At 70.8% G+C, this 12,488-nt stretch carries 10 protein-coding genes; 2 read left to right on the top strand and 8 right to left on the bottom strand.

Annotated features, from left to right (window positions below):
* From AB0H21_RS10350 to AB0H21_RS10325, 6 genes are all read right to left on the bottom strand, one after another.
* The coding region (locus tag AB0H21_RS10350; RefSeq protein WP_358514184.1) for a (Fe-S)-binding protein at positions 1-1,175 on the bottom strand (1,175 nt) is incomplete at its 3' end.
* An 85-nt stretch (positions 1,176-1,260) separates the two neighbouring features.
* Positions 1,261-3,360 (bottom strand): methylmalonyl-CoA mutase, encoded by a 2,100-nt coding sequence (gene scpA / locus AB0H21_RS10345; protein WP_358514182.1) that lies wholly within the window; start codon positions 3,358-3,360, stop codon positions 1,261-1,263.
* A 56-nt stretch (positions 3,361-3,416) separates the two neighbouring features.
* Complete coding sequence (locus AB0H21_RS10340; protein WP_358514180.1) at positions 3,417-5,204, bottom strand: methylmalonyl-CoA mutase family protein; 1,788 nt, start codon at positions 5,202-5,204, stop codon at positions 3,417-3,419.
* A gap of 76 nt (positions 5,205-5,280) precedes the next feature.
* Positions 5,281-7,050, bottom strand: coding sequence for a biotin carboxylase N-terminal domain-containing protein (locus AB0H21_RS10335; RefSeq protein WP_358514249.1), 1,770 nt, complete (start codon positions 7,048-7,050; stop codon positions 5,281-5,283).
* A gap of 8 nt (positions 7,051-7,058) precedes the next feature.
* Positions 7,059-7,292, bottom strand: coding sequence for an acyl-CoA carboxylase subunit epsilon (locus tag AB0H21_RS10330; RefSeq protein ID WP_358514178.1), 234 nt, complete (start codon positions 7,290-7,292; stop codon positions 7,059-7,061).
* Positions 7,289-8,854 (bottom strand): acyl-CoA carboxylase subunit beta, encoded by a 1,566-nt coding sequence (locus AB0H21_RS10325; protein ID WP_358514176.1) that lies wholly within the window; start codon positions 8,852-8,854, stop codon positions 7,289-7,291. Before AB0H21_RS10325 ends, AB0H21_RS10330 begins: the two co-directional genes overlap by 4 nt.
* A 91-nt stretch (positions 8,855-8,945) precedes the next feature.
* Here AB0H21_RS10325 and AB0H21_RS10320 point away from each other — a divergent pair, with 91 nt between their 5' ends.
* Positions 8,946-9,626: a TetR family transcriptional regulator gene (locus tag AB0H21_RS10320; protein WP_358514174.1), complete on the top strand. Its 681-nt coding sequence runs from the start codon at positions 8,946-8,948 to the stop codon at positions 9,624-9,626.
* A 206-nt stretch (positions 9,627-9,832) separates the two neighbouring features.
* Here AB0H21_RS10320 and AB0H21_RS10315 read toward each other — a convergent pair whose 3' ends face one another.
* On the bottom strand, positions 9,833-10,135 hold the full coding sequence (locus AB0H21_RS10315) for a PadR family transcriptional regulator (RefSeq protein WP_358514172.1): 303 nt from the start codon (positions 10,133-10,135) through the stop codon (positions 9,833-9,835).
* A gap of 335 nt (positions 10,136-10,470) precedes the next feature.
* Here AB0H21_RS10315 and AB0H21_RS10310 point away from each other — a divergent pair, with 335 nt between their 5' ends.
* Entirely contained in the window at positions 10,471-11,742 is a 1,272-nt protein-coding gene (locus AB0H21_RS10310; protein WP_358514170.1) for an APC family permease, read from the top strand.
* A 211-nt stretch (positions 11,743-11,953) separates the two neighbouring features.
* Here AB0H21_RS10310 and AB0H21_RS10305 read toward each other — a convergent pair whose 3' ends face one another.
* Positions 11,954-12,376, bottom strand: a complete 423-nt coding sequence (locus AB0H21_RS10305; RefSeq protein ID WP_358514168.1) for a DUF6223 family protein — start codon at positions 12,374-12,376, stop codon at positions 11,954-11,956.
* Positions 12,377-12,488 lie beyond the last annotated feature (112 nt).

Below are 12,488 nucleotides of genomic sequence, written 5' to 3'. Positions count from 1 at the left end.
TGGTCGATGTGCTCGATGTCCACCGGGCACTGCTCGACGCAGGCGCCGCAGTTGGTGCACGACCACAGCACGTCCGGGTGGATGACGCCCTGCTCTCCCACCAGCGGCTTGCCGGCCAGGGCCAGCACGTCCTCGGGCAGCTTCGCCCGCTCCTGTTCACTGGCGAGCAGGTAGGGGGCGATGGCGAAGGCGTGGTCGCGCTGGTCCAGGATCAGCATCTTGGGCGACAGCGGCTTGTCGGTGTTCCATGCCGGGCACTGCGACTGGCAGCGGCCGCACTCGGTGCAGGTGTAGAAGTCCAGGAACCCCTTCCACGTGGTGTCCTCGATCTTGCCGCGGCCGAACACGTCGGTGTCGGGGTCGGCCTCCTCGAAGTCCAGCACCGTACCGTTGCTGCGCATCGGCTGGGCCGGGCCGAGGCCATCCGGGCGGCGGGAGAACAGAACGTTCATCGGCGCGGTGAAGATGTGCAGGTGCTTGGAGTTCACCACGATGACCAGGAACACCAGCATGACGCCGATGTGCAGTAGCAGGCCCGTGGCCTCCAGCCCCTCGCTGTCCGGCAGGATCGTCGCCACCGCCTCGGAGGCGAACGCGCCCGACGCGTAGGGGAAGTTGCCGGTGTTGACGGCGGCCCCCCTGAACAGGAACATCGTCCAGATCACGTTGAAGATCATGAACAGAATGAGCCAGGCCCCACTCAAATGCGACCCGGAGAAACGCGAAGTGCGGCCCAGCTTCTTCGGCGAGTTCCTGAGCCGGATGGCCGCGAACGCGATCAGCCCGATCAGCGCCGCGACCGCTATGAAGTCCTGCAGGAACCCCAGCACCGGCCAGGTCCCGATCAACGGAATGCGGAAGTCGGGCCTGCCGGTGATCGCGCCCTGAATGAGCGCGCCGTACGCCTCCAGGTAGACCGTGGCGAGGATGAAGAACGCCCACATCACGAAGAAGTGCGCCGTGCCGGACGGCGTCCACTTCAGCAGCTTGCGCTGGCCGAACACCTCGACCAACTGCGCCTTGATCTCCTCGCCCACGTTCGCCCCGGCGTACTCGACGCGCTCCGGGGCCGGCTGGCCGCTGGTGGCGAGCCGGTAGAGGAACAGCACGCGCCGGCCCGCCAGCACGACCGCCACTGCGGTCCCACCGAGCCCGACCATCGACACCCAGAGCATGAGCCCTCCGTTTCATGAAGGATTTCCGACGTGATGGCCGATTCGCACGATCCAGGCCATTCGATGCAGGCGGCGCTTGACAGGATCACCGGGCGGAAAGGTCGTGACCCAGCCGGGCCGACAGCTGCCGCAGCAGGTCCAGGGCGGCATCGGTGATGACGGTGCCGGGCAGGAAGACGGCCGCGACCCCGGCGTCCAACAGCGCGGGGACGTCGCCGGGCGGGACGACCCCGCCCACCACGATCATGATGTCGTCGACGCCGGCGGCGGCAAGCTCCTCGCGTAGCGCGGGCACCAGCGTGAGGTGCCCAGCGGCGAGCGACGAGACGCCGACGATGTGCACGTCGGCCTCGACCGCCTGACGGGCGACCTCGGCCGGGGTCTGGAACAGCGGGCCCACGTCCACGTCGAAGCCCAGGTCGGCGAATGCGGTGGCGATCACCTTCTGGCCCCGGTCGTGGCCGTCCTGGCCTATCTTGGCCACCAGGATCCGCGGGCGCCGTCCCTCGGCCTCGGCGAAGCGGTCGCAGGCCTCGCGGACGGTGTCGGCCCCGGGGCCCATCTCCTGCCGGTACACGCCGGAGATGGTCCGCACGTTCGCCTGATGCCGGCCGAACACCTTCTCCAGCGCCTCGGAGATCTCCCCCACCGTGGCGTGCGCCCGGGCCGCGTCCACCGCCAGGGCCAGCAGGTTTCCGTCCGAGGCCGCCCCGCGGGTGAGCGCGTCCAGCGCGGCGCGCACGGCCTCTGGGTCACGCTCGACCCGGATCCTGCGCAGCCGCTCGACCTGCCGGGCGCGTACGGCGGTGTTGTCGACCTTGAGCACCTCCACCTCCGGTTGGGCGTCGGTGCGGTACATGTTGACGCCGATCACCGGCTGGGCACCGGAGTCGATGCGGGCCTGGGTGCGGGCGGCGGCCTCCTCGATGCGCGCCTTGGGCAGCCCGGCCTCGATCGCCCTGGCCATGCCGCCGACCTCCTCCACCTCGGCGATGTGCTGCCACGCCTTGCGTGCCAGCTGCCGGGTGAGGGTCTCGACGTAGTGGGAGCCGCCCCAGGGGTCGATCACCTGGGTGGTTCCCGACTCGTGCTGCAGCACGAGTTGGGTGTTGCGGGCGATGCGCGCGGAGAAGTCGGTCGGCAGGGCGAGCGCCTCGTCCAGGGCGTTGGTGTGCAGCGACTGGGTGTGCCCCTGGGTGGCCGCCATCGCCTCCACGCAGGTGCGCACCACGTTGTTGAACACGTCCTGGGCGGTCAGGGACCAGCCGGACGTCTGGCAGTGGGTGCGCAGCGCCAGCGACCGCGGGTCTCCGGCCCCGAAGTCCTTCACCAGGCCCGCCCAGAGCAGCCTGGCCGCGCGCAGCTTGGCGACCTCCATGAAGAAGTTCATCCCGATACACCAGAAGAACGACAGCCGCGGGGCGAACGCGTCGATGTCGAGGCCGGCGGCGGTCCCGGCGCGCAGGTACTCGACGCCGTCGGCCAGGGTGTAGGCCAGTTCCAGGTCCAGCGTGGCCCCGGCCTCCTGCAGGTGGTAGCCGGAGATGGAGATGGAGTTGAAGCGCGGCATGTGGGCCGAAGTGTAGGCGAAGATGTCGGAGATGATCCGCATCGACGGGCCGGGCGGATATATGTAGGTGTTGCGGACCATGAACTCCTTAAGGATGTCGTTCTGGATGGTCCCGGTGAGCTGCTCCGGCTTCACCCCCTGCTCTTCGGCGGCCACGATGTACAGCGCGAGGATCGGCAGCACGGCGCCGTTCATCGTCATCGACACACTCATCCGGTCCAGCGGAATGCCGTCGAACAGGACGCGCATGTCGTAGATCGAGTCGATCGCCACGCCCGCCATGCCCACATCGCCCGCCACACGAGGGTGGTCTGAGTCATACCCCCGGTGCGTCGCCAGGTCGAACGCCACGGATAGGCCCTTCTGCCCGGCGGCGAGGTTGCGCCGGTAGAACGCGTTGGACTCCTCCGCCGTCGAGAACCCCGCGTACTGGCGGATCGTCCACGGCCGGGTCACGTACATCGTCGGATACGGCCCGCGCACGTACGGCGGGATCCCGGGGTAGGTCCGTGGGTCGTACTCCCCCGCCGCGGCCGGCGCCTCAAGATCCGCGGGCGTGTACATCGGCGCAATCGGGATGCCCTCCGGGCTCTCCCACGCGCCTTCGCCGGTCATCGACGGTATGTCCGGTCGGCCTGATCCGGTCAGGCCGACACCGCGGAAGTCCGGAATCACGCGCCCACCTCCAGATCCGCGAGCGTCGTCCGCAGCACGTCGACCACGTCGCACCCCGCGTACAGGTTCCCGTCCACGCCGTCGTACCGTCCCCTGCCGGCCAGCCAGATCCTGACCGCGCCCGCCTTCCGGAGAGCCTCGGCAACCGTCGCCGCGTGCTCGTCGTACATCTGGTCGCTCGAGCACAGGCAGGCCACCACGGCACCGCTCGCCGCGAACTCTTCCGCGATCATGTCCGGATCGGTGGCCGGTCTGGAGGTGATGGACTCGATGCCGCCCGCGTGGAAGACGTCCGCCGCGAACGACGCCCGCGCCACGTGCTCGCCCACCCTCGAGCCGATGGCGGCCAGAAACACCTGCGGCCGGGATGGGCGGTCGTCGACTTGATCACGCAGGTCCTCGAACTCCTGGGCGTAACGGATCCTCGGCAGCGTTCCCTCGGGGGTCCGTGGCGTGGGGGTGCGCGCAGGGGGCGCCTCGGACAGGTCAGGGAACCGGCTGACGCCGACGATCGGCGCCTTCCGGCGGGCGATGTCGCGCGATCTGCTCGCCCGGGTGGCGGCGATCCTGCCGGCCACGAGCCCCGACGCGAGCGCGTCGGCCATACCGCCTGCCTCCTCGATCTCCTGGAACCACTGCCAGGCCACCTCCGCCAGGTCGGCGGTGCGACGTTCGACATACCAGGACCCGGCGGCCGGGTCGCTCACCCTGGCCACCCGGGCCTCCTCGACCAGCAACGCCGAGGTGTTGCGGGCGATCCGGCGGGAGAAGCCGTCGGGCAGGCCGAGCGCGTCGTCGAACGGCCGCACGGTCACCGCGTCGGCCCCGGCCACTCCCGCCGCGAAGCACGCCAGCGTGGTGCGCAGCATGTTCGTCCACGCATCTCGCCTCGTCACCATCGCCGCCGAGGTCACCGCGTGCTGGAGTTGACCGGGCGGCCCGCCGCACACCTCTGCGACTCGCGCCCACAGCACCCGGGCCGCGCGCAGCTTCGCGATCGTGGCGAACTGGTCGGCGGTCGCCGCGTACCGGAATTCCAGCTGACCGAAGGACTCGTTCACGCCGAGCCCGTAGGCGGTGAGCGTCCGAAGGTAGGCGATGCCGGTCGCGATCGAACATCCAAGCTCCTCCGCGTCGCCGGCACCCGCCTCGTGGTACGGCGTGGCATCGACGACGACCGCGCGCATGCCAGGAAGGTCGTCGGCGCAGCGGCGCGCGAGTTCGGCCATCTGCGGGAGGTGGGGTGCCGTGCCGCAGCGGCTGAGAATGCCCAATGGGTCGGCCCCCAGGCAGCCCCGCAGGGCCGCGGCGGGGACGCCGCGTCCGGCGGCCAGCGCCAGGAGCGCGTCCGCCGCCTCCCGAGTACGGCCACCCGCGTCCAGCGCGATCGAGATCCAGTCCAGGTTGACGCCGTCGAGGACCCGGGGCAGGTCCTCGGGGGCAACGGCGAGCCAGAGCGAGTCGACGCCGTTCTCCAGGTCGGCCATGACGGCCTCGGGATCGGCGACCTCGTGCCGCTGCCGTACCTCCCACGCGGCGCCGAGTCTACGGCCCCCAAAGGCGTATGGGGGGAGGCCGGGAAGCCCGGGCACCGCGGGGAGATCAATGGGGTCGTACAGCGGGGCGATGGTGATGCCGTCGTCGGTCGCGCTCGCCAGCGCCTGCTCCGGCGACTCGGCCGCCTGGCCCGACCTGCGGAGAACCTCCTCCGCCAGTTCCCGCCACCGCTCCCGCGTCGCGGGAGGAAACCCCGCGCCCGACTGAAATGTCTGAGAGAGAGTCACGTCCGCTGCTCCTCCCGGCCCTTTCTGGGCAGGACCTGCGGTTTCAGCCTCCACGCTCGAGGGAGGCCAGGGCCGGTCACGCCTGGTCCTTGATCTCGCATACGACGGCGCCGGCGGACACCGTCGCCCCCACCTTCGCGGACATGCCGACCACGATGCCGACTTTGTGGGCGGTGAGCGGCTGCTCCATTTTCATGGCCTCCAAGACGACGATGGTGTCGCCGGAGGCGACCTCGTCGCCGTCGGCGACCATGACCTTGACGATCGTCCCCTGCATGGGGCTGACCAGGGAATCTCCGCTGGCTGCGGATTTCGCCGCACCGGTGCCGCCGCGACGGCGGACGCCCGGGGCCGAAGGCCGGTTCGCACCGTCGCCGCTACGCGAGCCGGCGCCGAGGCCGGCGGGGAGCACGACCTCCAGGCGCTTGCCCGCCACCTCGACCGTGATCCGCTCGCGTTCCGCCGGGTCGGCAGACGTGCCGGGCTGACCGTCGTACGGGGCGATCGTGTTGTCGAACTCCGTCTCGATCCATCGGGTGTGGACGGTGAAGGGCTCGCCCGTGAACGCGGGGTCCTGCACGACGGCGCGGTGGAACGGCAGCACGGTCGGCATGCCGTCGATCTCGAACTCGGCCAGCGCCCTGCGGGCCCGTTGCAGCGCCTGGGCGCGGGTGGCACCGGTGACGACGAGCTTGGCGATCAAGGAGTCGAAGGAGCCCGGCACGGTCTCGCCCTGCTCGTATCCGGCGTCCATCCGCACACCCGGTCCGGAGGGGGCACGCCAGCGGGTGATGGCGCCGGGGGCGGGCAGGAAGCCGCGCCCGGCATCCTCGGCGTTGACGCGGAACTCGATGGAGTGGCCGCGCGGCTCCGGGTCTCCGTAGCCGAGCTCCTCCCCCGCGGCGATCCGGAACATCTCCCGCACCAGGTCGACGCCGGTGACCTCCTCGGTGACCGGATGCTCCACCTGGAGCCGGGTGTTCACCTCCAGGAAGGACACAGTGCCGTCCTGACCGATGAGGAACTCGCACGTCCCGGCGCCCACGTAACCGGCCTCGCGGAGGATCGCCTTGGAACCGTCGCGCAGCAGGGCCTCCTGCCTGGCGGTGAGGAACGGCGCGGGCGCCTCCTCGACGAGCTTCTGGTGGCGGCGCTGCAGCGAGCAGTCCCGGGTGGAGACAACGACCACGTTGCCGTGCGCGTCGGCCAGGCACTGGGTCTCCACGTGCCGGGGCTTGTCGAGGTAGCGCTCCACGAAGCACTCACCCCGGCCGAACGCCGTCACGGCCTCGCGCACGGCGCTCTCGTACAAGTCCGGGATCTCCTCCATCGTCCGGGCGACCTTCAGCCCGCGCCCGCCTCCGCCGTACGCCGCCTTGATCGCGACGGGCAGACCATGCTCCTCGGCGAAGGCCAGCACCTCTCCGGCCCCGGAGACGGGATCGGGGGTCCCCGCGACCAGAGGGGCTCCGACCCGCTGCGCGATGTGCCGCGCCTGGACCTTGTCGCCGAGTGCGGTGATCGCCGACGGTGGCGGCCCGATCCATACCAGCCCGGCGTCGATGACCGCCTGGGCGAAGCCGGCGTTCTCGGCGAGGAAGCCGTATCCGGGATGGACCGCGTCGGCGCCGGACCGGCCGGCGATCTCGATGATCTTCTCGATGGCCAGGTACGTCTCCCCCGGCGTGACGCCGCCGAGCGCGTACGCCTCGTCGGCCATGCGCGCGAACAGGGCGTCGCGGTCCTGCTCGGCGTACACCGCCACGCAGGCGATGCCGGCGTCCCGACAGGCCCGGATCACGCGGACGGCGATCTCGCCGCGGTTGGCCACCAGCACTTTCCGCAGGGAACCGCTCACAGAAGTCCTCCATAGGTCCATCTCGACTCCCGCCATCCCTGGGGACCGGTCGTAAGGGGGCGGCACAACGCGTGCCGGCGCGCCAGATCACGCCAGCCGGACGGCGCCGGCGGCGTGACCGGGCCGGTGTCATGCGCCGCGAGCAGCACCACCGTCAGCGCGGCCAGTTCCTCCGGCAGCGGCGTGCCCTTGATCACGCGGAGCACCTGTGTCATCTGCGGCCCGGTCACAGCGGGATGTTCCCGTGCTTCTTGGGCGGCAGGGCGTCACGTTTGCCGCGCAGCATTCGCAGGGCTCGGACGACCTCGCGGCGGGTCTCGCGCGGCGCGATCACCGCGTCGACGTAACCGCGTTCGGCCGCCAGGTACGGCGTGGCGAGGGTGTCCTCGTACTCACGCACCAGCTCGGCCCGCAGCGTCTCGGGGTCGCCGGCCGCGGCCAGCGTCCTGCGGTGCAGGATGTTGACCGCGCCCTGCGCGCCCATCACGGCGATCTGCGCGGCCGGCCAGGCGAGGTTGACGTCCGCGCCCAGGTGCTTGGAGCCCATGACGTCGTAGGCCCCGCCGTACGCCTTGCGGGTGATGACCGTGACGAGCGGCACGGTCGCCTCGGCATAGGCGTACAGCAGCTTGGCCCCGCGGCGGATGATGCCGTTCCACTCCTGCTCGGTGCCGGGCAGGAAGCCGGGCACGTCCACCAGCGTGAGCACCGGGATGCCGAACGCGTCGCAGGTGCGTACGAACCGGGCGGCCTTCTCCGAGGCGTCGATGTCCAGCGTGCCGGCCAGCCGCATCGGCTGATTGGCCACCACACCGACCGACCGACCCTCGACGCGGCCGAAGCCGACCACGATGTTGGGCGCGAACAGCGCCTGCACCTCCAGGAACTCGCCGTCGTCCAGCAGGGCGGCGATGACCTCGTTCATGTCGTACGGCTGGTTCGCCGAGTCGGGCACGACCGTGTCGAGGGCACGATCGCCGTCACTGATTTCCAGGTCCGCCGGGGACTCGAAATAGGCCGCATCGTCGAGGTTGTTCTGCGGCAGGTACGACAGCAGCCCGCGGGCATAGTCCAGCGCGTCGTCCTCGTCATCGGCGAGGTGGTGGGCGTTACCGCTGCGGCTGTTGTGCACGCGGGCGCCGCCCAGTTCCTCGAAGGTCACGTCCTCACCGGTCACCGTCTTGATGACATCCGGGCCGGTGACGAACATGTGCGACGCCTCGTCCACCATGACCGTGAAGTCGGTGAGAGCCGGCGAGTAGACGTGCCCACCCGCGCAGGCACCCATGATCAAGGAGATCTGCGGTATCACGCCCGAGGCGCGCACGTTGCGGCGGAAGATCTCGCCGTACAGGCCGAGGGAGACGACGCCTTCCTGGATGCGCGCGCCCGCGCCCTCGTTGATGCCGACGACCGGCGCCCCGATCTTCATGGCCAAGTCCATGACCTTGCAGATCTTCTCGCCGTACACCTCACCCAGGCTCCCGCCGAACACGCTGAAGTCCTGGGAGAAGACGCAGACCGTCCGGCCGCCGACTGTGCCGTGCCCGGTGACCACTCCGTCGCCGGGGACGCGATGACGTTCCATGCCGAAGGACGTGCTGCGATGCACGGCCAGGGCGTCCAGTTCGACGAACGACCCGGGGTCGAGCAGACGCTCGATCCGCTCGCGGGCGGTGAGCCTTCCCTTGGCATGCTGCTTGGCGGCCGCCCGTTTCTCGGCGGTGCGGATCGCCTCATCCAGACGCTCTTCGAGGCCGGTCAGGCTGGCCGCGGTGCCACGCGGTTCCATGAATCACCACATTCGGCGTAAGACTGAGTTTCAACATTAAAATACTCAGTCTCGCGACGACCCACAACCCTGGATCCGCGACAATGGCCCCATGGGCACTCCGTCAATCGGTCACCGCCTCGCCGAGGCGGCGGTGGCGCTCTTCGACGAGAACGGGTACGACGAGACCACCGTCGACGACATCGCGGCCCGAGCGGGGGTGAGTCGCAGCACGTTCTTCCGCTACTACCGCTCGAAGGAAGACGCGATCTTCCCCGACCACGACACCCTGCTCGCCACAGTGGACGCCCGCCTGCGCGCCTCGACCGCCGACACCGCGATCGTCGCCGTCACCGACGCGGTCCGCATCGTGCTGGCCCACTACGTGGACGACGCGGAGGTGTCGCTGCGCCGCTACCGCCTCGTCGGCCGCGTACCGGCACTCCGCGACCGAGAGATCGCCAGCGTCGCCCGCTACCAGCGCCTGTTCCGCGAATTCATCGGCACATGGCTGGCCGGAACCCCCGACGCCGACCTGCGCGCCGAACTCATGGCCGCATCCGTCGTCGCGGCCCACAACCAGGTCCTACGAGGGTGGCTGCGCGCCGGCGGCATGTACGACCCCTCAGGCCCACTCGACCACGCCCTCGGCTACGTGATCGCGACCTTCCGCCACCTCGAGCAGCCGAAAGAGGCCGGGGACGACCAGGTCGTCGTCGCCACCTTCAGCCGCTCGGCCTCCCCGCAAGCCGTCATGGAAGCCATCCAGGCCCATCTGAATTCCCGCCCCTGAGGATCCCCGCCGTCTGTACGAACGTGGGCCGGACCTTCCCCTCCTCCGACGGCTCAAGACCTGATCCAGGTGGCCCTGTTCCGCTTGGCGCAAACGACGGCTTCCAGGGATGTTCGAGTCTTTCCCAAGAGTGGGCAACGAGTGGAGGCGGGCCATCTCGCGGGTCCGTCCCCAACCTCAAAGCCGGAGCACGGACAGGGCGGAGGTCACCGCTCGCCGGGCAGGAGCTCGCGGGCGAGTTCGGCGAGGGCGGCGCGGTCCTCGGCCAGTGCCTGGCGACCGGAGTCGGTGGCGCGGTAGACCCGGCGCACCCGTCCGCCGACGGTGCGCTGCTCGGAGACCAGCAGTCCTTCGGCTTCCAGGCGGTGCAGGGTCGGGTACAGCGTGCCGGGGCTGATGGCGTACCCGTGGCGTTTGAGCTCCTCGGACATCCACGCGCCGTGGATCTCCTGCTGGGCGGCGTGGTGCAGGATGTGCAGCCGCACCGCGCCGCGCAGGAACTCGCGCACCCCTGCCCCCCTTCATCGGCCGTGCGGTCGCTTCGGCGCACCGATGTGTGACGAAACCGATATCGGCATCCGATGCTACCGCTGGTCGTATCCGCAGTCCGCCGTCTACGGCGCCACGCCACAGGGTCGCGGTGCCGGGCCGCTCATGGACCGCAGAACCAGCCCGCGCGACACCGCCTCGGAACGCCCCTCTCTGCGTCGGCCGCCACGGCGATCCACGCCGGCCCGCCGTCACGACAGCCGTGTACCGCCAGAGCGTTCCCCCGAGGGAGCCCTGTGGGCCCGCCATCGGTATCGTTGGCCGATATCGGGAACCGAATTCGCTGGAGGTCGTCATGGTCGGCACACCGGCTCCCGCCAGGCGAGGGCGGCTGGAGCGGCGTCTGGGGCCGGCCGACGCGGTGGTGATCGGGCTGGGCTCGATGATCGGCGCCGGTGTCTTCGCCGCCTTCGCGCCGGCGGCGCGCGCGGCCGGCTCAGGGTTGTTGCTCGGGCTGGCGGTGGCGGCGGTGGTCGCCTACTGCAACGCGACATCCTCGGCGCGGCTGGCCGCCCGCTATCCCGCCTCAGGTGGCACCTACGTCTACGGGCGGGAGCGCCTGGGGGATTTCTGGGGGTATCTGGCCGGGTGGGGGTTCGTGGTGGGCAAGACCGCCTCGTGCGCGGCGATGGCGCTGACCGTGGGCTCCTACGTGTGGCCGCAGCAGGCGCACGCCATCGCGGTGGCGGCCGTGGTGGCGCTGACCGCGCTCAACTACACCGGGATGCACAAGACGATCTGGCTGACCAGAGGGATCGTCGCCATGGTGGTGGCCCTGCTGGCCGCGGTCGCCTTCGCCTTGCTCACCTCCGGCGCCGCCGACCCCGCACGGCTGGATGTGACATCCGATGCCACCGCCATCGGGGTATTGCAGGCAGCGGGCCTGCTGTTCTTCGCCTTCGCCGGCTACGCCCGCATCGCCACCCTGGGCGAGGAGGTCCGCGACCCGGCCCGCACCATCCCCCGCGCGATCCCGATCGCGCTCGGCCTCACCCTGATGGTGTACGCGGCGGTCGCGATCGGGGCTTTGGCCGTGCTGGGCGCCACCGGCCTCGCCGAGACCGGCGCACCGCTGGCCGACGCCGTGCGCGCCGCCGGGCCGGCCGCACTGGCGCCGCTGGTGCGCGCCGGCGCCGCGGTCGCCGCACTCGGCTCACTGCTGGCGCTGATCCTGGGCGTCTCCCGCACCACGCTGGCGATGGCCCGGGACCGGCACCTGCCGCACGCCCTGTCCGCCGTCCACCCCCGCTTCAACGTCCCGCACCGCGCCGAGCTGGTCATCGGCGCGGTCGTGGCGATCCTGGCAGGCACCGCGGACCTGCGCGGCGCGATCGGGTTCTCCTCGTTCGGCGTGCTGGTCTACTACGCCATCGCCAACGCCGCCGCCTGGACCCTCACCCCGGCCGAGGGGCGCCCCGCGCCAGTGGTGCCCGCCATCGGCCTGGCAGGGTGCCTGGTCCTTGCCTTCTCCCTGCCCCTGTCCTCGGTCGTCGCCGGTGCCGCGGTGCTCGCCGCGGGCGCCGCCGCCTACGGTCTGCGCAGGATGATCACGACCCGCGCTACATGACATGACGGCGTGCGGCCTATAGCGGAAACGATCGACGATATCGGCATCCGATACGCCGGTCGCCGGGGTCGCGCTGCGGAAGAGAGCCACACTCCGGCCTCGATCAAACCCGTGCTCCCCGCTGAGCCGGCTGCCGGGGGCCGACAGCGGTGCCGCCCCAGACCGCCGAACGGCGGTCGAACGCGGGCTCGTATCCGCTGTGGTCAGCAGGTCAGCCGGTACGGCGAGAGTGGGCCAGAGCCAGCCCGCTGAGGACCATGGCGATCAGCCCCACCACCAGGGCCACGAAGCCCCCCACTATTCCGCCGCCGGTGCCGGGACCTCCATCGGCGGCGGCCACGACCAGACCACCGACGACCACGCCGGCCAGTCCCGCCACCAGAGCCACGCCGGCCCCCCTTCTCCCGCTTCCGGTGCCGGCACGACCGGCGGAGCGGGCCAGGGCGAGTCCGCCGAGGACCACGCCGACCAGCCCCAGCACCACGGCCACCAAGGACCAGAGACGCCCGGCGGTCAACGCGTACGCACTGACGTCGGCCGGCTGCACCGAGACGTGCGCGGCCGCCGGTGCGGCAACCCCGAAACCTCCGAGCAGGGCGACCGCGGGGGCGGCGAACAGGTGACGGACGGACATGAGGTGCTCCTTCTCCCCTACGACTGGACGTCGCCTGATCATGTCCGCTGGACCCACCGCCGGTCGTCCTGCGAACGCAGGCAATTCGCGCTGCCACCGATGCCGAAGCCCG

Source organism: Sphaerisporangium sp. NPDC051011, from assembly GCF_040653595.1.
Lineage (GTDB): Bacteria > Actinomycetota > Actinomycetes > Streptosporangiales > Streptosporangiaceae > Sphaerisporangium.
Note: the sequence above shows the minus strand (reverse complement) of the source record. Positions and strands in the feature narration are given on the sequence as shown.

Bases quoted from the DNA above. Each gene is read 5' to 3' on its own strand.
- AB0H21_RS10320 (WP_358514174.1), top strand. From the start codon at position 8,946: ATGGGCACTCCGTCAATCGGTCACCGCCTCGCCGAGGCGGCGGTGGCG.
- AB0H21_RS10310 (WP_358514170.1), top strand. From the start codon at position 10,471: ATGGTCGGCACACCGGCTCCCGCCAGGCGAGGGCGGCTGGAGCGGCGT.
- scpA (WP_358514182.1), bottom strand. From the start codon at position 3,360: ATGACCGGCGAAGGCGCGTGGGAGAGCCCGGAGGGCATCCCGATTGCG.
- AB0H21_RS10305 (WP_358514168.1), bottom strand. From the start codon at position 12,376: ATGTCCGTCCGTCACCTGTTCGCCGCCCCCGCGGTCGCCCTGCTCGGA.
- AB0H21_RS10325 (WP_358514176.1), bottom strand. From the start codon at position 8,854: ATGGAACCGCGTGGCACCGCGGCCAGCCTGACCGGCCTCGAAGAGCGT.